A 19,342-nucleotide genomic window follows, 5' to 3' on the forward strand; every position below is an offset into this window, starting at 1 on the left:
CTGTATGAGTTATTGTCCATCTTATCACTGCCTGCTCAGCGCACTACACTTACTCCACTAACCGAGGAGGAAACAGATGAATATGCGTGCTATTGCCGTTAACCCACAAAATCCGCAACAGTTTATTGAAATCCAGCCGGAGAAACCGACGCCTGGCGAATACGATCTATTGGTGGAAGTGAAAGCCGTGTCGATTAACCCGGTGGATACCAAAGTACATAAAGGCGTACAAAAAAGCGGCCTGCAACAGCCGCGGATACTGGGCTGGGACGCCAGTGCCGTGGTGATTGAAGCGGGAAGTAAGGTTACGCAATTTGCTCCTGGTGATGAAGTTTACTACGCGGGCGATATCACGCGTCCGGGCAGCAACAGCACCTGTCAGCTGGTGGATGCGCGCATTGTTGGCCGCAAACCACGCAGCCTTGACTGGGGCGCGGCGGCAGCGATTCCGCTGACGGCGTTAACCGCGTGGGAAGGTCTGTTCGAACGTCTGCGTATTCAGGAAGCGACGGAAGAGCAAACGCTGCTCATAATCGGTGGCGCAGGCGGCGTCGGCTCGCTGGCGATTCCTTTCACCAAATTGCACAGCAAAGTACGGGTGATCGCGACCGCCTCACGTCCTGATTCAGTGCAGTGGTGTAAAGATCGCGGTGCGGATGTCGTGATTAACTATAAAAATATGCCAGAAGAGCTGGAGCAGCACGGTATCAAACAGGTGGATTATATTTTCTGTCTCAACGATACCGATGGCCACTGGGAGACCATCGGCAAGCTGATTGCGCCGCAGGGGCAAATCTGCACCATCGTTGAGAATGCTCATCCGCTGGATATGGAGCAGCTAAAACTGAAAAGCGCCGCGCTGCACTGGGAATTTATGTTTACGCGCAGCATGTATCAAACGCCAGATATGGCGCGTCAGGGCGAGATCCTTAACGACGTCGCCGGGCTACTGGACGCGGGCCAAATACACAGCACGCTAAACGAAACGCTAAACGGACTGAGTGTAGAAACGCTGAGCCAGGCGCATGCACGCGTGCTGGAAGGCCATATGCGCGGCAAAGTTGTGATTGTTTACTGATTAGCCAGCAGAATAAAAACGCCCCGCAATCGGGGCGTTTACCTGTTGTTAAATATTGTTTGTTTTTAAGCAGCACCGTAAATTTTTTTCCTCACCTTATTAGTTTTCAATCCATTATGCTCATATTACCCTGACCAGTAGTTTAATAGGGTTGTTCACCCATCGCTTAATGAATATTAGTTAAAGATAACCGCTAATATTTTCACTTAACGTTACGCACGTAGATAATTTTCGCTAAAAATAAAGGCGCCATTCTGTATGTTTATTTTCTTATAAAATTTACTCTAACAATTCAGTTTAAAAATCCAGCAGTTCTTTCGAGATATCACGCAGCCATTTATGAGAAGAACAATTATGATAACGTGGATGCCAGGCCTGGATAACGCGCACCTTAGGCAGCTCAAAATCTGGCTTAAAAAATTCCACTTCAATATTCATTCTTTGTAAAACATCAACAACATACATGGGGACAATGCCCAGGCTATGCGTCTGAATAATGTTTTCAATAATAGGTAGATAACCCGCGCTGACACCATGAATTTTACGTTTATAGCCGCGCTCGCGGTAAAGACTTTCCATCTCTTCCTTGAGCTTGTTCTTGGGCACGATAAGAATAAACTCTTTGAGATTTTTCAAGGACTTTTCCATCTGAAACACCGGATGGTCTTGATTGGCGATAAACACGCATTCGCTATAGCCGATCGTACGTATTTTCACCTCCGGGCTAAGGCTTTTGTCCTCGCCGATATAGAGATCGATATCTTCACTGCGTAACACGCAGGAAGCGGCATTATCGTAGTTGAAATTAAAGATATGGTTAGTGTTTTCCTGGATGCTTTTCTTCATCAGCTTATAGCTCAGCTTAGACATCAGGATATCGTTAGTGACGATGTTAAAAGAACGCGGTAACTCTTTGCCGTTAAGCTCGATATTCTGGTGCAGGACGTTCTGAATATTATCCAGCAGCTCTCTGAGCTGAGGTTTAAGGCGCACCGCTAAGGGCGTTAACTCCAGACTCATACCGGAGCGAACCAAAAGCTGGTCGTGAAATGTGTCCCTGATTTTATTTAATGATTTACTGATTGCGGGCGGGGTCACATTGAGTTTATCCGCCGTTTTACTTACACTTTTTTCATTAAGCAAAGTATCCAGGATGGGCAGCAGGTTTAAATCCATTCTTACCAAATGATTAATGTCTTTATGCATATTTTACACTCCCTTGATTCTTCCTGGTTATTTCTGCGCTACAATACAAAATATTGCAGGCTAATTCTGCCTTGAAGATAATGTACATGATGCCATCTCGCATAAAAGGACTTCAGAAAAAACATGAAATTATAACGTTATTAACCACTCCCATTAAAACAAGCGAAATAATTTTTTTTAAAAAGCAGAGAAATCGAATGCTTAGTTAACAATATATTGACTACAGTTTCATGTAAGCAAAAAGGAAAATTAATATATACAGGCAACCATAGTTAATGGAACCCTGACAATATATAAGTTATGTCTCAAGTTAACCGCATAAATCCTTATCGCCTGCGCCAGGGAAAGTTTCATGTTAGTTAATATCATAAATAAAATCACTGAGGCTATCCCAAAAAAACTAATTTACTAAGCAAATGATTTAAAACAATAAAAATAAAGGGTTTATAGGGAGCATGATAATCAAGGCTTCTTTTAACCGCAGTTAATAAAAACCCAGACGTTAGGCAATCTTATTAAACAACTAGACTGAAAGAGCGTAGATTAAATCACAATGAGAACATTCCGAATAAAAGGCTGATAGCATCATATGCCTATCAGCCAGTAAGCCTGCTTTACTTTCCGTTCTCCAACATGTTTCTTACCAGCTCAACGCAGCGCAGAAACCGTTGATCGTAGCTGTCTTCAGTCACATGCTCATATTTGATCTGGTTTTCATTGAGCATGGTTATTAATAACGTCTGAAACTCACGTCGATCCACAGAACTCCCCAGGCTGCGCAGGCCGTCAGCAACCCAGGGCACATTGTTTTCCAGCAGAATCACTAAGTCGAAGCGGTACTCATCAATGAGCGCCTGCACAAATGGATGTTCACGGCCCTCATACTTTTTGCAAAAAGCCTGCGTGGTGACGAAATCGGTATCGATAAAGGCGACTTTGTTAGCATATTTCACTGCAAAATCAATGTATTGTGCCTGACCCAATGCGATTTTGTCATAATCAGAATATTGCAGTGCCATCTCATCTCCGCCGAGATGCGAAAAGACATAGTCCCGCCCATATTCCCAGGCGCTGGAGGTGTTGAAAATATTAGCCAGCTTATTAACTAATACTGATTTGCCGCTCGATTCGCCGCCCAGTACCGCGACGGTACGCACAAAAAACGGTTTCACTTCGGTAGGGATATATTCCCAGTAGCGAAAGGGATTTTGGCGAATCTGCGCGCCGCTGATATTCATGAAGGAGCGCTGCGGATCGATAACGATGGTTTCAATGCCCAGATGCTCCCGATACTGCGGCGCATCCAGTTCTTCGCTGGTGTAGACACAGCCAGGCTCAATACCCTTCTCCGCCATAAAGGCAGTGATACCGCGGCTCCAGACATCCCAGCCGTGCGGGTAAGGTTCCATGCCTTCTTCATTAAAAGCATGGATGCGAATATTTTTTTGATATTTAAACGTCTGCAGCAGCCAGCGCAGGCGATCGCTCACGGTGGGCTGCTGTGACATCGCACTGTTTTCAAACAGTTGGCGATCGCGCGGCTCATCATGGCCCATAATAATATGCAGTTCATCCACCTGGCTGCAGGCGCGCTGAATCAGATAAATATGGCCGGTATGCAGAGGATAGAACTTGCCGAATACCACGCCGATGGTTTTCTCACGACGAGGGAAATCGAGCTTCAGAAAATGATGCAGCGCCTCCAGCTTTTGCGCGCTGGGGCTTTTAATTTTGGCATTGAGCAGCTGGCTCAAATAACCTTTTGTCATGCCGCTGGCGTCCGCAACCTGCTGCAGCGTATGTCCCTGCTGACGAATGGCGGTTTTCAGATATTCAAATGATGACATAATGCCTCCTGCAAAAAGGGGTGGGCACTGGCCCACCCCAACGACAGGTTAACCTGCGTTAAAATTATAACTCATCCAGAATCGCCAGCGCGTCAGCCAGCTTTTTCACCGGGTAAACTTTCATATTCGCCAACGGTTTTTTCGGTGCGTTAGCCGCCGGTACAATGGCGCGCTGAAAACCATGTTTGGCCGCTTCGGAAATACGCTCCTGGCCGCTTGGCACCGGACGAATCTCTCCCGCCAGCCCAACCTCGCCGAAAATCACCAGGTCGTTGGGCAACGGGCGGTCGCGCAGGCTGGAGACCATCGCCAGCATTAACGCCAAATCGGCGCTGGTTTCGGTGACTTTTACCCCTCCTACCACGTTAACGAACACATCCTGATCCGCCATTTGTAAGCCGCCATGACGGTGCAGCACCGCCAGCAAGATCGCCAGGCGATTCTGCTCCAGCCCCACCGCAACGCGGCGCGGGTTAGACATCATCGAATGATCAACCAGCGCCTGAATCTCCACCAGCAGCGGGCGCGTGCCTTCCCATACCACCATCACCGAGCTGCCTGCGGTAACTTCATCGCCGCGCGACAGGAAAATTGCCGACGGGTTGCTGACTTCGCGCATTCCCTGCTCGGTCATGGCAAACACGCCCAGCTCATTCACCGCGCCAAAGCGGTTTTTGTGGCTGCGCAGCGTGCGGAAACGGGAATCGGCGTCGCCGTCCAACAACACCGAACAGTCGATGCAGTGCTCCAGCACTTTCGGCCCGGCCAGCGAGCCATCTTTGGTGACATGGCCAACCATGACAATCGCCACGCCGCGCATTTTGGCAAAGCGCGTTAAATAAGCGGCGGTTTCACGCACCTGCGATACGCTGCCCGGCGAAGATTGAATATCCGCCATATGCATCACCTGAATGGAGTCGATCACCATGAGCTTCGGCTCTTCCTGCTCGGCAATCATGCAGATCTGCTCGATGCTGGTTTCCGACAGCATATTCAGATTCTCGGTGGGCAAACCAAGACGATGCGCGCGCATGGCCACCTGTTGTAGCGATTCTTCGCCGGTGACATAGAGCGTTTTCATTTCAACGGACAGCTTACAGAGCGTTTGCAGCAGCAGCGTACTCTTCCCGGCGCCGGGATTGCCGCCGATCAGAATGGCGCTGCCGGGAACCACGCCGCCGCCCAGTACGCGATCGAACTCTTTAAAGCCGGTTGAGAAGCGCGGCAACGCTTCCAGACTGATTTCCGATAGCTTCTGGACGCGGCTGGCACCGGCGGTGCCGGAGTAGCCGGAGAGGCGCTCATTGCGCGCCGCCGCCGGTGAAGCCGCCAGACGCACTTCAGTGATGGTATTCCAGGCGTGACAGGCGCTGCATTGCCCCTGCCAACGCGGATAGTCTGCGCCACATTCGTTGCAGACAAAGGCACGTTTTACCGCTTTGGCCAACTCAATTCCTCAATTATCGCGTCTCGTGATGCAGGCTGCCGCTGAGGATGCAAAATACGCCCATCAGATCGGCATGCCGAATCGTCACTTCAGATTTTTCATTTACTTTCGGCTTGGCATGGTAAGCGATGCCTAAACCGGAAGCCTTAATCATTAACAGGTCGTTAGCGCCATCGCCAATCGCTACCGTTTGTTCAGCAGGAATATCGAAACGCTGCGCCAGCTTCAGCAGCATATCCGCCTTGTAGCGCGCGTCCACCACCGGGCCGATCACTTCGCCGGTAAACTTACCGTCACGGATTTCCAGCTCGTTGGCGGCCACCGCGGCCAGGTGCAGCTGGTCACGCAGGTATTCCGCAAAGTAAGTAAAGCCGCCGGAGGCGATAGCCACCTGCCAGCCTAGCGCCTGTAGCTTATGCACCAGGGTGCTTAAACCCGGCATCAGCGGCAGCGTATCGCGCACCTGTTTCAAAATATTGGCGTCGGCGCCTTTCAACGTTGCGACGCGCTGACGCAGGCTGGCGGTAAAATCCAGCTCGCCGCGCATCGCCCGCTCGGTCACTTCAGCCACCTGCTCGCCGCAGCCCGCCAGGCGTGCGATCTCATCAATACACTCAATCTGAATCGCGGTGGAATCCATATCCATCACCAGCAGGCCCGGCGCTTTCAGATAGGGGATTTTCCCCAGCGGCGCCACATCCAGACCCAGATCGTGCGCCAGGCGCGTCGCACGCGGCGTCAGCGAGCCCGCCAGGCGCACCACCTGATAATCATCCACGCTCCAGGCGCTGACGATCACCATCGCCGCGCCCAACTGATGCTGATACGCCGTCAGCGAATCTTTATTTAACTGGTGCCCGTACAGCAGCCAGCCGGTGCGCCCGGCACGGTAATCCAGCGGCATGACTTCATCACCGCTGAGGGAAAGAGGCAAGCCTGGCCAGAGAGAAACATCGGAAGGCAGGTCGCACCAGGTCAAACGATTAGGCATTACAGCTCCTGTCGGAAAGATGATCGGCTGTTACCATCAAAGGACGTTCTGTTTGACATCCGTGCCGGGCCACAGCCTGTAGAGAAAACCTCGCAAGAGGCTACCCTGTCAGCCGCGCTTCTGGCAACATAAAGTCGCAAAAACAGACAACCGTTTGTTGATTACGTTTGAAGGTTGCTCATGGCTAAATCCAGACTCAAATTTCGTCTGCACCGCACGGTGATTGTGCTGATCTGTCTGACGCTGCTGGTGGTGCTGATGCAGGGCGCGTCATGGTTCAGTCTGGGCCATCAGATGGCTCGCTCCGAACAGGTTGAAGAGCTGGCGCGCACGCTGACGCGTCAGGTCGCTTTTACCCTTACGCCGCTGATGGACCGCCAGGACGATAACCGCACGCAAATCACCGCCGTTCTGCAACAGATGACCGCTAACAGCCGTATCCTTGACGCCTCGGTTTACGACAGCGAAGGGTCGCTGGTTGCACGCAGCGGCGAAGGCATCAGCGTGCGCGATCGTCTGGCGTTGGATGGCAAACGCGCAGGCAGCTATTTTAATCATCAGCTGGTGCAGCCGCTGGAAAACAGCGATGGTCCGCAGGGGTTTTTACGCGTTACGCTGGATACCCATGTGCTGGTGACCGAAGCCAAGCAGGTGGATAACACCACGAATATTCTGCGTTTAATGATGCTGCTGGCGCTGGCTATCGGGATTATCCTTACCCGAACGCTGCTACGCGATCGCCGCACCCGCTGGCAACAGTCCCCTTTCCTGCTGACCGCCAATACGCCAGTTAAAGAAGATGACGACGAGCCTGACGACGCATCAGCTGAAGCGAAAAAAAGCTGAGACCTTAAGGGAACGGAGCAGGAAAGCGGGCAGAACAGAATAACCGGACGAGGCGGCCTCGCCCGGTAAAGGCGGTTAGGCGTTGTCGCCCAGCAGCACCGACTCCAGCGCGATTTTCACCATGTCGCTGAACGTGGTTTGACGTTCTGCCGCCGTGGTCTGCTCATGGGTACGGATATGGTCAGAAACGGTACAGATAGCCAGCGCTTTCGCGCCAAATTCTGCCGCCACGCCATAGATGCCCGCCGCTTCCATTTCCACGCCAAGAATGCCATATTTTTCCATCACGTCGAACATTTGCGGGTCCGGCGTATAGAACAGGTCAGCAGAGAAAATATTGCCGACGCGCGCGTCGATACCCAGCGCTTTCGCCGCGTCAGCCGCATTACGCACCATGTCATAATCGGCGATGGCGGCAAAGTCGTGATCCTTAAAGCGCATACGGTTCACTTTAGAATCGGTACAGGCGCCCATGCCGATGACCACGTCACGCAGTTTCACATCGGCACGTACCGCGCCGCAGGAACCCACACGAATGATTTTTTTCACGCCAAATTCGGTGATCAGCTCTTTCGCGTAGATGGAGCAGGAGGGAATACCCATGCCGTGGCCCATCACGGAAATGCGACGGCCTTTATAGGTGCCGGTATAGCCCAGCATGCCGCGCACGTTGTTCACTTCTACCGCATCTTCCAGAAAGGTTTCCGCGATATGTTTCGCACGCAGCGGATCGCCCGGCATCAACACCACGTCCGCGAAATCACCCATCTCAGCATTAATATGAGGCGTAGCCATTGTCGTTATTCCTTGAAAAAATAGAACACGCCAGCCCAACGGCTGGCGTTAATGAAAGCCGCGTATTACAGCATGCTTTTGCCATATTCCATATCGGAAAGGCCAAAGTATTCCGCTACCGTCTGCCCGATATCGGCAAAGGTCTCGCGCGCGCCGAGGAAGCCCGGTTTCACGCCCGGCCCGTAGATCATCACCGGGATATGTTCGCGGGTATGATCGGTGCCGTGCCAGCTGGGATCGCAGCCATGATCGGCGGTGAGGATCAGAATATCGCCCTCTTTCACCAGCGCCATCAGCTCCGGCAGGCGGCGGTCAAACAGCTCGAGGCCACCGGCGTAGCCCGCCACGTCACGACGATGCCCCCAGGCGGAGTCAAAATCGACAAAGTTGGTGAAGACAATCGAATTATCCGGTGCCTGCGCCATCTCTTTAACCGTGGCATCGAACAGCGCATCAAGGCCGGTCGCTTTCACCTTTTTGGTGATGCCGACGTGCGCGTAAATATCAGCGATTTTACCCACTGAAATCACTTCGCCCTGTTTTTCATCCACCAGCTTTTTCAGGATGGTTGGCGACGGCGGCTCGACAGCTAAATCGTGACGGTTGCCGGTACGTTCGAAATTCCCCGCTTTATCGCCAACAAACGGACGCGCAATCACGCGGCCAATGTTGTAATCGCCTTTATCCAGCTCTTCACGGGCGATTTCACACAGGTCATACAGGCGCTGCAGGCCGAAAGTCTCTTCGTGACAGGCGATCTGGAACACTGAGTCGGCGGAGGTATAGAAAATCGGCTTGCCGGTTTTCATATGCTCTTCGCCCAGCTTATCGAGGATCACCGTCCCGGACGAGTGGCAGTTGCCGAGATAGCCCGGCAGCCCGGCGCGCTCGACCAGCGTATCCAGCAGCTCCTGCGGGAAGCTGTTTTCAGTGTCGCTGAAATAGCCCCAGTCAAACAGCACCGGCACGCCAGCGATCTCCCAGTGGCCTGACGGCGTATCTTTACCGGAAGAAAGCTCCTGCGCATAGGCATAAGCGCCGATAATTTCCGCCTGCGGATCCAGGCCCGGCGGGAAGGTGCCGGTAGAGGCTTCCGCCGCTTTGCCCAGTCCCAATGCCGTCAGGTTTGGCAGGTTCAGCGGCCCCTGACGCCCTTTATCCGCTTCGCCGTTGAAGCAGGCCTGCGCGATATGACCCAGTGTGTCTGAGCCTTTATCACCATATTTTTCAGCGTCTTTACTGGCACCGATTCCGAAGGAATCCAACACCATAATAAATGCACGTTTCATGTCACTCTCCTGCGCTTACGCGCGATGAGAAAATAAAAAAGCGATCAGAACAGTATGGGGCCTATCCCTGGCATACTTCAAGCCGCGGGTGCGTTGGCGAGGCTCGCTTATCCCAGCGGCGCATTGATTCGGGCGCGCTGGTCGCTCTGCAACACGGCAAACGCAGCGACGATCAGGCGCTGATTCTGCGGTAGATCACCGGTGTGGCGGCCGGTTTGCTGTCGCCAAGCGTGATCGCCGCTTTTACCGCCTGCGCCGCTTCCTGCCAGCTCGCTTCGCTGGCGGCATGAATCACCGCCAGCGGACGTTCCGCATCCACATTGTCGCCCAGCTGCACCATTTCGTTCAGGCCTACGCTGTAATCGATGCTGTCGCTGGCGCGACGACGCCCGCCGCCTAACGTCACTACCGCCATGCCAAGGGCGCGCGTATCCATCTCGTTAACGATGCCGGGCGCATCGGCATACACCGCCTTGCTCAGCATCGGCGCAGGCAGATAGCTGTCCATTCTTTCAATAAAATCGGTCGGGCCTTTCTGCGCCGCCACCATGCGTGCAAAGACATCGGCAGCGCTGCCGTTATCCAGCACGTTTTGCAATTGTGTACGCGCCGAGGCGTCATCTGCTGCCAGGCCGCCGGAAATTAACATTTCGCTGCACAGCGCCAGCGTAACTTCCAGCAGACGCGGATTGCGATAGCTGCCGGTCAGGAACTGAACCGCTTCACGCACTTCCAACGCGTTACCGGCGCTGGAAGCCAGCACCTGATTCATATCGGTGAGCAGCGCAGTAGTTTTGCAGCCTGCGCCGTTGGCCACGCCAACAATCGCCTGCGCCAGCTGCGCCGACAGTTCAAACGTCGGCATAAACGCGCCGGATCCCACTTTCACATCCATTACCAGCGCATCCAGCCCTTCGGCCAGCTTTTTCGCCAGGATCGAGGCGGTAATCAGCGGTATAGAGTCAACCGTGGCGGTAATGTCGCGCGTGGCGTAAAACCGTTTATCCGCCGGGGCCAGCGAATTGGTTTGGCCGATAATGGCGACGCCGGTTTGTTTAATGATTTCGCGGAAACGGGCATCGCTGGGGAAAATATCAAAACCCGGGATCGCTTCCAGCTTATCCAGCGTGCCGCCGGTATGACCCAGCCCACGCCCGGAGATCATCGGCACGTAGCCGCCGCAGGCGGCAACCATCGGTCCCAGCATCAGCGAGGTCACATCGCCCACGCCGCCGGTAGAGTGCTTATCCACCACCGGACCGTTTAAGTTTAATGATTTCCACGACAGCACCGCGCCGGAATCACGCATTGCCATGGTTAATGCCACACGTTCCGGCAACGTCATATCATGGAAAAAAATGGTCATCGCCAGCGCGGCGATCTGCCCTTCTGATACGCTGTTATCACGTACGCCATTAATAAAGAAGCGGATCTCTTCTTCACTCAGCGCGTGGCCGTCACGTTTTTTTCGAATTATTTCTTGTGGTAGAAACAAGGCAACCCCCTGTTTAACGGATCAATAAATCAGGCCTGGTGTCCCGATCCAACGGTGCGGAAGCATTATGTTTAGCGGACGACACGCGTCCGCCAGGATGAAAGGAAAATCAGTAGCTGCTGGTGCTGCGCGCGCTGTCATAGCCCGCCGCGTTCAGCAGGCTTGCCAGCAGGCTGGAGGCGCCGAAACGGAAATGACGCGCATCCGCCCAGTCGCTGCCCAGAATGTCATCGGTCAGCTGCAGATAGAGCGCCGCGTCTTCCGCGGTACGTACGCCGCCCGCAGGCTTGAAGCCAACGCGATCTTTCACGCCTTTATCGCGGATCACTTCCATCATGATCTTCGCAACCTCCGGCGTGGCGTTGACCGGCACTTTACCGGTGGAGGTTTTAATAAAATCGGCACCGGCATCGATAGCGATTTCAGAAGCCTGACGGATCAGCGCTTCCTCTTTCAGCTCGCCGGTTTCAATGATTACTTTCAGCAGAACATTGGCCGCCGCACAGGCTTCTTTGCACGCTTTCACCAGCTTAAAGCCGGTTTCGCTGTCGCCCGCCATCAGCGTGCGGTAAGGGAACACCACATCCACTTCGTCTGCGCCGTAGGCAATCGCCGCACGGGTTTCCGCCAGCGCGATATCAATATCGTCATTGCCGTGCGGGAAGTTGGTCACGGTAGCGATACGAATATCGGGCGTGCCCTGCTCGCGCAGCGTTTTACGGGCAATGGGAATAAAACGGGGATAGATGCAGATGGCGGCGGTGTTGCCTGCCGGGGATTTCGCCTGCTGACACAGCGCAATCACTTTTGCATCGGTGTCATCATCATTCAGCGTGGTTAAATCCATGAGTTTGAGCGCACGCAGCGCGGCAGCGGTTACATCAGTCATAATGCTCTCCAGAAAGATTCAGTGAGCTTCCGCCAGGGAAGGCTCAACACGAGGTCTTGGTTCCTTGAAGAGGGTTGAGATCCATCTCACCTTGCCAGCGATGCTGATTCGCTTTGATGTTACGATTTTAACACTACCGGCAGGCTCTGTGTTGTGCGTAAGCTCACATTTAATTAAGAAACGTCATCATCAGGTTTACATTTAATGTGACGCTTATCGCATTAAAAGCGCTTCAGCCGCAGCCGGATCCGCTTTTCAGACGCTATCATAACGCAGAACAGCGAATGTTAGAATTATCACATTCACGCGTTACCTGTTCTTGAAATTGTTGCTTGCGCCAGCGATTTTATTCACCTTAACGGGCAGGACCTGATGCAAGCGCCAGCTGTCGCTTGCGCCAGCGATTTTATTGCAGCCGGAACAGCCGCTCGCTGTTAGCGGCCAGCGTTGCGGCAATCTCTTCTGGCGCTTCCGCACGCAGCTCGCACAGCGCCTGCCACACTTTTACCACCTGTTCAGGCCGGTTAGGCTGGCCCTGAAAGCCATTCAGCGGCATATCAGGCGCATCGGTCTCCAGCAGCAGCGCCTCCAACGGCAGCTGCGCAATGGTGTTACGCGTTTTGCTGGCGCGCGGATAGGTAATGGTGCCGCCCACACCGATAGCATAACCGGCAGCGATAAACGCCTGCGCCTGCTGCAGGCTGCCGGCAAACCCATGCACCACGCCACGCCGCGGCACCTCGATACGCCGTAGATGCATCGCTAATTTGTCATGGGTGCGTCGTGAATGCAGGATCACCGGCAGATCGTACTCCCGCGCCAGACGCAGCTGCGCATCGAGAAAATATTGCTGTCGATCGAATTGCGGATCCTCCATATAAAGATCCAGCCCGATCTCGCCGATCGCCACCAGCTTTGCCGGTCGTTGATGCAGCCGTTGCGCCAGCTGCTCCAGCGCCGCCTCGCTGTGCTGATGAATAACGATGGGATGTAGCCCCAGCGCGGCATACAGCGGCATATGGCGTTGCGCCAGCTGTAACACGGCGGCAAAGCGCGTGGCATCCACTGCCGGAACGATAATTTTTTCTACGCCGGCCTGCGCGGCGCGCGACACGCTCTGCGCCTCATCGCCGGTAAAGGGAGGAAAATCAAAATGACAGTGGGTATCAATAAATCTCACGCCCGCGCTCCTTAATTAAACTCAACGCTATTTTGCGCTATTTTATTTGTCGCTGCACGGGAGTTAATTGAGGTTGTCTTGCATAGGGGAATGAGAGATGAATGTAGACATCGCCTTTGCCGCAAAGATGGCAAAAGCAGTAAAGAGAAATGTAGCAGTGCAGAAAAAAGAGAGAAAAAGCACTAAGCTGGCACGTTGCTGTGGAGCAAAAGCGGGCCAGCTTATAACAGATTAAGGTACACGTTTTTTACAGGTGCCGTCGTGCTGCTCACGGCCATAGTCTTCCTGCAAAATACCGGAGAGCCAGTCATTGCTTCCTGACATCCAGGCGTCGTCGTTATCAAACCACTCCGCCCACATTAGCGCCATCTGGCCTTTCCATTGTTTCCATTTGCCTGCAACGATGTCGCTATTCATGACTGCTCTCCGCTAAATTCACTGAATCTGTTTTTCTGGCTGGTTACCTAGGGTCGGCGACGACCGGTAAACAGGCTGACCAGGAACAGAATGATACCTACTACGAAGACGATTTTAGCTGCCCATGCGGCTGTACCCGCCAGACCACCGAAACCCAATGCCGCCGCAATCAGTGCGATTACCAGAAAGATAATACCCCAACGAAACATAAGCCTCTCCTTTACCATAGTGAAAATCGAACTGCTTATCTCAGTGAATTCATGAACAGTAACCCCATGAATTTTCTTTTTTTAACGGACTTACTGCGGCACAGCCAGCAGCGCTGACCATGCCGCTAAAACATTAAGGTTTAACCGTCAGGTCATTCTTAACGCTTTTCACACCTTCAATAGCTTTAGCGATACTTTCCGCACGTTCTGACTGTGCTTCTTTTTCTACCGTACCAGAGAGCTGAACCACGCCGTTGGTGGTTTCAACTTTCACATTACGGGACGGTACAATGTCATCTGCTAATAGCTTAGCCTTGATTTCGCTGGTGGTAGCGGCATCGCCGGCATAACCGCTAACTGATTGGTTTTCGCTGTCTTTAACGTGTAGTTTATCGCTGACGGATTTCACGCCCTCAACTTTCTTCACCAGAGCCACTGCTTTTTCAGCCTGATCCTGCGAAGAAACGAAACCGCTCAGGGTTACTACGCCCTTCTGCGTCTCTACTGAGATATCCGTACTTTTAATTGCTTCGTCATCCACCAGAGCCGCTTTTGCTTTGGCGGTGATGGCGCTGTCATCCATAAAACCATCGACTTTTTTCATAGAGCTATCGATTTTGGACTCTGTGCTATCCGCTGTATTCTGCGTTTTTTGCGACATGGATTCATCTGCCAACGCAGAACCGCTCAGCAGCGCAGAACCCACCATCACAGCCATCAGAGTCTTAGTAATCTTAGTCTTGTTCATCGATATCTTCCTTCTTATGCGTTATTCCACTTACCACCGTAAGCGTAGCGACAACGTACCGCTGTGCCGCTTAAATGGATGTCAGGAGGCTTTCGCCGCCGCTTTTTGCATCCGACAAACTAAGCATAGACAAGGATCGGCATTCGTCTCGTTTTTCTGGTTAAAAAACAGGTAAAAGGCGGATTCTATGGTTTTTTTAAGAGGAGTCTGTAGCGGGGAGATGACAATTTGTACTGGTACTACAAAAACGCATCGCGAAGGCGCATGCGGCCTTCGCGATGGTTAAACACGCGCGATTAGTGCTCGCGTGTTTTGCGGAACACCACGTCAGGATAGCGTTCCTGCGTCAGGTTCAGGTTAACCATGGTCGGTGCGATATAAGTCAGGTTATCGCCGCCGTCTAACGCCAGGTTAATTTCATTCTTACGCTGGAACTCGTCGAACTTCTTCACATCGTCGCATTCAACCCAGCGCGCGGTGGAAACGTTAACCGATTCGTAAATCGCTTCTACGTTGTACTCGCTTTTCAGGCGCGCCACCACCACATCAAACTGCAGCACGCCGACGGCACCGACAATCAGATCGTTATTGGAGACCGGACGGAACACCTGCACCGCGCCCTCTTCTGACAGCTGCACCAGCCCTTTTAACAGCTGCTTCTGCTTCAGCGGATCGCGCAGACGAATACGACGGAACAGTTCCGGCGCGAAGTTCGGGATACCGGTGAACTTCATGTTTTCGCCCTGGGTAAAGGTATCGCCAATCTGGATGGTGCCGTGGTTATGCAGACCGATGATGTCGCCGGGGAAGGCTTCTTCAACGTGCGCACGGTCGCCCGCCATAAAGGTCAGCGCATCGGAGATCACCACATCTTTACCGGTACGCACCTGACGCAGCTTCATGCCCTTTTCATACTTACCGGAAACAACGCGCATAAAGGCCACGCGGTCGCGGTGTTTTGGGTCCATGTTGGCCTGAATCTTAAACACAAAACCGGCGAACTTCTCTTCGCTGGCTTCAACGCGGCGCGTATCGCTCTGACGCGGCATCGGCGCGGGTGCCCAGGAAACCAGGCCATCCAGCATATGATCCACGCCGAAGTTACCCAGTGCGGTTCCAAAGAAGACCGGCGTCATTTCGCCCTGCAGGAAGGCTTCCTGTTCAAACTCGTGCGAGGCGCCCTGCACCAGCTCCAGCTCATCACGCAGCTGTGCGGCGAGATCGTCACCGACCGCGCTGTCCAGCTCCGGGTTGTTCAGCCCTTTAATGACGCGCACGTCCTGAATGGTGTGGCCTTTACCGGTCTGATAGAGGTAGGTTTCATCGTTATAGAGATGATAAACGCCCTTGAACAGCTTACCGCAGCCGATAGGCCAGGTAATCGGCGCACAGGCGATTTTCAGCTCGCTTTCGACTTCATCCAGCAGCTCCATCGGATCGCGGATATCACGGTCCAGCTTGTTCATAAAGGTCAGGATCGGCGTATCGCGCAGACGCGTCACTTCCATCAGCTTACGGGTACGATCCTCAACACCTTTCGCCGCGTCGATCACCATCAGACAGCAGTCAACGGCGGTCAGCGTACGATAGGTATCTTCCGAGAAGTCTTCGTGCCCTGGGGTATCCAGCAGGTTGACCAGGCTATCGCGATAAGGGAACTGCATCACCGAGGTGGTGATAGAGATCCCGCGCTGCTTCTCCATTTCCATCCAGTCCGACTTGGCGTGCTGGTTAGAGCCGCGGCCTTTTACCGTACCGGCAGTCTGGATCGCCTGTCCGAACAGCAGGACTTTTTCGGTAATGGTGGTCTTACCGGCATCGGGGTGCGAAATGATAGCGAAGGTACGACGACGCGACACTTCTTGCAAAAATGTGGTATTAGACATCGGAGTTCTTCTGTTGATGCCGTGACGCGGCGTTATGGCAGGCGTCACAGCCGTTAATTCATGGGGCCTGCGACATTGCCAGGCCCGGCACCGGAACCATGCAGCGCGCCGGAAACTTATGCGATATAAGCTGCGGAAACGCGGCAAAAAGACATCGTGGTCTACATTGGATCCAGCCCCGTGTAACAATGTTGAAAAGTCAGGCAATGAGGCCGCATAGCTTACCTTAAGTACATAAAAAAAGCAGGCCGAAATCGCGCGTTTTCCGCAGCGGCACGCAAAGCGTTGGGTTTATTGCAGCGCATCGCGGTCGGCCTGCAAATTAGAGAGCTGAATCAGCGTCACCAGCCCATTGCTGATGCGCGCCGTCAGCAGGTTGTCATCCAGCTGCCAGTTAAGCCAGCTTTCACCGTTGCGTTCATCCGCCTCGCCGGGACCATATTTGCGCTCCAGCTCATCTATCGTCATGCCGACATGTACGCCGCGCTGCGTCGCCAGCGTCGGGTTCACCAGCGTGATTTCACTCAGGTAGTTGTCGTCCGGGCTGCGCTGTTTTTGCTGCCAGTTTTCATTGCTGGCCACCAGCGTTAACGCCTCATAGCGATGCTGAAAATAACGGTACGCGGCCTGCGCGTCTGGCGTTTCCGCATCTGAGGCCACCGCGTCTGGCGACGCTGCCTGCGACGGCAGCTGCTCCGGCGGCAGGCTCATCATAATATCCTCATTCCATACCTGCCCCAGCGTCAGGGTGACGCCATTGACCTGCACGGAAAAATCCTCTGCGGTCAGCGCAGCAACCGCAGGCTGCTCGGGGTTTTCCAGCGGGTAAAAATCATCGGGTTCGACGCCCGCATCGGTTTGTAACGTCCCGTCCGCTTTATTTGCCTTCAGAAAAAAGAGGTGCGGCGCGGTTTCCGGGTCGCCGCCGCAGGCAGGATTATTACGGTTTTCACGCACCTCAATCAGGTCGATTTCCGGGTCGTCACTGTTATCAACAAAACTCATGCTCAGGCAATCGGTGGAAAGCGGCGTGAGCTGATGCTGACGGATCGCCTGCAGTGCCGCGCTGATGACCTTGTTCTGCCTGACCTCTTCGCTCTCTGCGGGCGCAGCTTGCGCCGCCGCGGCATCGGCATCTGACGCAGGTGCCGTCGGTGCCTGTGGTTCAGCATCCGCCGCCGCCGCATTGGCATCTGATGCAGGTGCCGTCGATGCCTGTGGTTCAGCATCCGCCGCCGCAACATTGGCAACGGATGAAGGCGCCGTCGACGCCTGTGGTTCAGCCAGCGCGTGCTCTGTTACCAGGGCGTCAGGCATCGTTGAGAACTGCTCCACGGGCGGCGTCAGCGTCGCGCCATTAATATCAGGCAGCTCGGCGGCGACCGCGTAGCTGCCGGTCACCGCTGTAATCATCAGCAGTCGTAGTAAAAAAGAAGGAAACATAGCTGTGCTCGTCAGAATCAAGGCGCAACCCGCGCAGGAAGATCGTTATCTTTATTATCGGCCCGCCTGGAGCCAGCTGGAATTTAACACCGCCCAGCGGGAAAGAGTCAAAGAAGATTGGCGCATTCAGCTGCTTTTTCCCTAAGTTGCCTGCCTTTCGCATAGATTCATTGTTCTCAAGTGATGCATCCTCTATCTTGATGCGTGAGTTCACTACCAGGAAGGCATGCCATGAACGACAAGAAAATGATTTCCATCGACCAGTTTAATGCCAATGAGCGAACGGTTATTGATGAGACGTTCCGAGGGCTGGTGCAAAAATATAAGCTGCGTACCGGCAAGGAGCCTGACGCGAAAAAAGAGAAAGAGTTTACCGCCGAAGCCCGGCAAATTGTAATGACGATCAAGCAAAACAACGAAAAGGAAAAAGCGCTGGCGGCGAAAAAGCCGGTACGTAAAAAGAAACCGTCCTCGCTGACCGCAAGCGAAGTGGCTGATTTTAACTGGTCAGCAACGATAAAACGCGGCAAACGTTAAGTATTTGTATTAATTATTTATTGTTGTAGTACCGGGAAAAGAAAAGAGTATGCAGAACCGCCTCACTATTAAAGATATTGCGCGTTTAAGCGGCGTAGGAAAATCGACCGTATCGCGGGTACTGAACAACGAAAGCGGCGTTAGCGAACGCACGCGTGCGCGCGTTGAGGCGGTAATGAACCAGCACAGTTTTGCTCCTTCCCGCTCTGCACGCGCCATGCGTGGGCAGAGCGATAAGGTGGTAGCCATCATCGTCACTCGTCTCGACTCCCTGTCAGAGAACCTTGCCGTGCAGACCATGCTGCCCACCTTTTATGAGCAGGGTTATGACCCGATCATGATGGAGAGTCAGTTTTCCCCGCAGCTGGTGGCAGAACATTTGGGTATGTTGCAGCGCCGTCATATTGATGGCGTGGTGCTGTTTGGTTTTACCGGCATTAAAGAAGAGGTGCTTGCGCCGTGGCAATCTTCGCTGGTGCTGCTGGCGCGCGACGCCGCAGGTTTCGCCTCTGTCTGCTACGACGATGAAGGCGCTATTATTACCCTGATGCAGCGCCTGTTCGATCGCGGACATCGTCATATCAGCTATCTTGGCGTTCCCCATAGCGATGTGACCTCCGGCCAGCGCCGCCACGCGGCGTATCTGGCCTTTTGCCAGCAGCATCAGCTCGCTGCGGTGGCAACGCTGCCTGGACTGAGCATGAAAAAGGGGTATGAGCAGGTCGCCAGCGCGCTGACGCCGCACACTACGGCGCTGGTCTGCGCGTCCGATACGCTGGCGCTGGGTGCAAGTAAGTACTTACAGGAGCAGCGCATCGAGGGCTTACAGCTGGCGAGCGTTGGCAATACGCCGCTGATCAAGTTTCTGCATCCGGAAATTATCAGTGTTGATCCTGGCTATGCTGAATCAGGCCGCCAGGCCGCTAAACAGCTGATAGCGCAGATCAATGGCCGCAGCGAACCACGCCGCATCACGATTCCCGCCACCCTTTCCTAATCGCCTTAAGACGAATTATTGTGATCCTCGACCAGTTTCGGG

At 53.6% G+C, this 19,342-nt stretch carries 20 protein-coding genes; 6 read left to right on the forward strand and 14 right to left on the reverse strand.

Annotation, left to right across the window (positions count from 1 at the left end; all coding sequences use genetic code 11):
• Nucleotides 1-76: 76 nt before the first annotated feature.
• On the forward strand, nt 77-1,078 hold the full coding sequence (locus tag J2X14_RS08600; RefSeq protein ID WP_352410806.1) for a zinc-binding alcohol dehydrogenase family protein: 1,002 nt from the start codon (nt 77-79) through the stop codon (nt 1,076-1,078).
• 297 nt (nt 1,079-1,375) lie between these two features.
• On the opposite strand, the gene J2X14_RS08605 is transcribed toward J2X14_RS08600, so the two are convergent.
• From J2X14_RS08605 to serB, 4 genes are all read right to left on the reverse strand, one after another.
• Nucleotides 1,376-2,284 (reverse strand): LysR family transcriptional regulator, encoded by a 909-nt coding sequence (locus J2X14_RS08605; RefSeq protein ID WP_352410807.1) that lies wholly within the window; start codon nt 2,282-2,284, stop codon nt 1,376-1,378.
• Between the two features lie 614 nt (nt 2,285-2,898).
• The gene (nadR, locus tag J2X14_RS08610; protein ID WP_352410808.1) at nt 2,899-4,131 is read right to left on the reverse strand and encodes a multifunctional transcriptional regulator/nicotinamide-nucleotide adenylyltransferase/ribosylnicotinamide kinase NadR; all 1,233 of its coding nucleotides are present in this window, start codon (nt 4,129-4,131) and stop codon (nt 2,899-2,901) included.
• A 64-nt stretch (nt 4,132-4,195) separates the two neighbouring features.
• Nucleotides 4,196-5,578: a DNA repair protein RadA gene (gene radA / locus J2X14_RS08615; RefSeq protein ID WP_352410809.1), complete on the reverse strand. Its 1,383-nt coding sequence runs from the start codon at nt 5,576-5,578 to the stop codon at nt 4,196-4,198.
• 13 nt (nt 5,579-5,591) lie between these two features.
• A complete protein-coding gene (gene serB, locus J2X14_RS08620; protein ID WP_352410810.1) occupies nt 5,592-6,569 on the reverse strand; it encodes a phosphoserine phosphatase in 978 nt (325 codons plus the stop codon).
• Nucleotides 6,570-6,749: 180 nt separating this feature from the next.
• On the opposite strand from serB, the gene J2X14_RS08625 reads away from it, so the two are divergent.
• A complete protein-coding gene (locus tag J2X14_RS08625; protein WP_352410811.1) occupies nt 6,750-7,415 on the forward strand; it encodes a YtjB family periplasmic protein in 666 nt (221 codons plus the stop codon).
• A gap of 75 nt (nt 7,416-7,490) precedes the next feature.
• On the opposite strand, the gene deoD is transcribed toward J2X14_RS08625, so the two are convergent.
• The 5 genes from deoD to J2X14_RS08650 all read right to left on the reverse strand — a co-directional run bounded on the left by deoD (nt 7,491) and on the right by J2X14_RS08650 (nt 13,063).
• Entirely contained in the window at nt 7,491-8,210 is a 720-nt protein-coding gene (deoD, locus tag J2X14_RS08630; RefSeq protein ID WP_352410812.1) for a purine-nucleoside phosphorylase, read from the reverse strand.
• A gap of 65 nt (nt 8,211-8,275) precedes the next feature.
• Entirely contained in the window at nt 8,276-9,499 is a 1,224-nt protein-coding gene (gene deoB, locus J2X14_RS08635; RefSeq protein ID WP_352410813.1) for a phosphopentomutase, read from the reverse strand.
• 172 nt (nt 9,500-9,671) lie between these two features.
• On the reverse strand, nt 9,672-10,994 hold the full coding sequence (gene deoA / locus J2X14_RS08640) for a thymidine phosphorylase (protein WP_352410814.1): 1,323 nt from the start codon (nt 10,992-10,994) through the stop codon (nt 9,672-9,674).
• A gap of 109 nt (nt 10,995-11,103) precedes the next feature.
• A complete protein-coding gene (gene deoC / locus J2X14_RS08645; RefSeq protein WP_352410815.1) occupies nt 11,104-11,883 on the reverse strand; it encodes a deoxyribose-phosphate aldolase in 780 nt (259 codons plus the stop codon).
• Between the two features lie 406 nt (nt 11,884-12,289).
• The gene (locus J2X14_RS08650) at nt 12,290-13,063 is read right to left on the reverse strand and encodes a TatD family hydrolase (RefSeq protein WP_352410816.1); all 774 of its coding nucleotides are present in this window, start codon (nt 13,061-13,063) and stop codon (nt 12,290-12,292) included.
• A gap of 97 nt (nt 13,064-13,160) precedes the next feature.
• Here J2X14_RS08650 and J2X14_RS08655 point away from each other — a divergent pair, with 97 nt between their 5' ends.
• A complete protein-coding gene (locus tag J2X14_RS08655; protein ID WP_352410817.1) occupies nt 13,161-13,298 on the forward strand; it encodes a hypothetical protein in 138 nt (45 codons plus the stop codon).
• Here the strand turns inward: J2X14_RS08655 and J2X14_RS08660 are convergent.
• The 5 genes from J2X14_RS08660 to J2X14_RS08680 form a co-directional block, all read right to left on the reverse strand.
• A complete protein-coding gene (locus tag J2X14_RS08660; protein WP_352410818.1) occupies nt 13,295-13,480 on the reverse strand; it encodes a CsbD family protein in 186 nt (61 codons plus the stop codon). The two genes, J2X14_RS08655 and J2X14_RS08660, sit on opposite strands and share 4 nt — an antisense overlap.
• A 47-nt stretch (nt 13,481-13,527) precedes the next feature.
• Complete coding sequence (locus tag J2X14_RS08665; protein WP_003856556.1) at nt 13,528-13,689, reverse strand: DUF1328 domain-containing protein; 162 nt, start codon at nt 13,687-13,689, stop codon at nt 13,528-13,530.
• A 133-nt stretch (nt 13,690-13,822) separates the two neighbouring features.
• Nucleotides 13,823-14,437 carry a molecular chaperone OsmY gene (gene osmY / locus J2X14_RS08670; protein ID WP_352410819.1) on the reverse strand — a complete coding sequence of 205 codons (615 nt, stop codon included), beginning with the start codon at nt 14,435-14,437 and terminating at the stop codon, nt 13,823-13,825.
• 296 nt (nt 14,438-14,733) lie between these two features.
• Complete coding sequence (prfC, locus tag J2X14_RS08675; RefSeq protein ID WP_352410820.1) at nt 14,734-16,323, reverse strand: peptide chain release factor 3; 1,590 nt, start codon at nt 16,321-16,323, stop codon at nt 14,734-14,736.
• Between the two features lie 291 nt (nt 16,324-16,614).
• On the reverse strand, nt 16,615-17,766 hold the full coding sequence (locus J2X14_RS08680) for a hypothetical protein (RefSeq protein ID WP_352410821.1): 1,152 nt from the start codon (nt 17,764-17,766) through the stop codon (nt 16,615-16,617).
• 4 nt (nt 17,767-17,770) lie between these two features.
• Between J2X14_RS08680 and J2X14_RS08685 the strand changes: the two genes are divergently transcribed.
• The 3 genes from J2X14_RS08685 to treR all read left to right on the forward strand — a co-directional run bounded on the left by J2X14_RS08685 (nt 17,771) and on the right by treR (nt 19,300).
• Entirely contained in the window at nt 17,771-17,911 is a 141-nt protein-coding gene (locus tag J2X14_RS08685; protein ID WP_352410822.1) for a hypothetical protein, read from the forward strand.
• 86 nt (nt 17,912-17,997) lie between these two features.
• Nucleotides 17,998-18,303 (forward strand): hypothetical protein, encoded by a 306-nt coding sequence (locus J2X14_RS08690; RefSeq protein ID WP_352410823.1) that lies wholly within the window; start codon nt 17,998-18,000, stop codon nt 18,301-18,303.
• Nucleotides 18,304-18,352: 49 nt separating this feature from the next.
• Nucleotides 18,353-19,300: a trehalose operon repressor TreR gene (treR, locus tag J2X14_RS08695; protein ID WP_352410824.1), complete on the forward strand. Its 948-nt coding sequence runs from the start codon at nt 18,353-18,355 to the stop codon at nt 19,298-19,300.
• Nucleotides 19,301-19,342 lie beyond the last annotated feature (42 nt).

Origin of the sequence: Mixta sp. BE291, assembly GCF_031457955.1 — a bacterium.
GTDB lineage: Bacteria > Pseudomonadota > Gammaproteobacteria > Enterobacterales > Enterobacteriaceae > Mixta.

Coding starts and splice junctions, on each gene's coding strand:
- J2X14_RS08600 (WP_352410806.1), top strand. CDS start 77: ATGAATATGCGTGCTATTGCCGTTAACCCACAAAATCCGCAACAGTTT.
- J2X14_RS08605 (WP_352410807.1), bottom strand. CDS start 2,284: ATGCATAAAGACATTAATCATTTGGTAAGAATGGATTTAAACCTGCTG.
- nadR (WP_352410808.1), bottom strand. CDS start 4,131: ATGTCATCATTTGAATATCTGAAAACCGCCATTCGTCAGCAGGGACAT.
- serB (WP_352410810.1), bottom strand. CDS start 6,569: ATGCCTAATCGTTTGACCTGGTGCGACCTGCCTTCCGATGTTTCTCTC.
- J2X14_RS08625 (WP_352410811.1), top strand. CDS start 6,750: ATGGCTAAATCCAGACTCAAATTTCGTCTGCACCGCACGGTGATTGTG.
- deoD (WP_352410812.1), bottom strand. CDS start 8,210: ATGGCTACGCCTCATATTAATGCTGAGATGGGTGATTTCGCGGACGTG.
- deoB (WP_352410813.1), bottom strand. CDS start 9,499: ATGAAACGTGCATTTATTATGGTGTTGGATTCCTTCGGAATCGGTGCC.
- deoC (WP_352410815.1), bottom strand. CDS start 11,883: ATGACTGATGTAACCGCTGCCGCGCTGCGTGCGCTCAAACTCATGGAT.
- J2X14_RS08655 (WP_352410817.1), top strand. CDS start 13,161: ATGAATGTAGACATCGCCTTTGCCGCAAAGATGGCAAAAGCAGTAAAG.
- J2X14_RS08660 (WP_352410818.1), bottom strand. CDS start 13,480: ATGAATAGCGACATCGTTGCAGGCAAATGGAAACAATGGAAAGGCCAG.
- J2X14_RS08665 (WP_003856556.1), bottom strand. CDS start 13,689: ATGTTTCGTTGGGGTATTATCTTTCTGGTAATCGCACTGATTGCGGCG.
- osmY (WP_352410819.1), bottom strand. CDS start 14,437: ATGAACAAGACTAAGATTACTAAGACTCTGATGGCTGTGATGGTGGGT.
- prfC (WP_352410820.1), bottom strand. CDS start 16,323: ATGTCTAATACCACATTTTTGCAAGAAGTGTCGCGTCGTCGTACCTTC.
- J2X14_RS08680 (WP_352410821.1), bottom strand. CDS start 17,766: ATGTTTCCTTCTTTTTTACTACGACTGCTGATGATTACAGCGGTGACC.
- J2X14_RS08690 (WP_352410823.1), top strand. CDS start 17,998: ATGAACGACAAGAAAATGATTTCCATCGACCAGTTTAATGCCAATGAG.
- treR (WP_352410824.1), top strand. CDS start 18,353: ATGCAGAACCGCCTCACTATTAAAGATATTGCGCGTTTAAGCGGCGTA.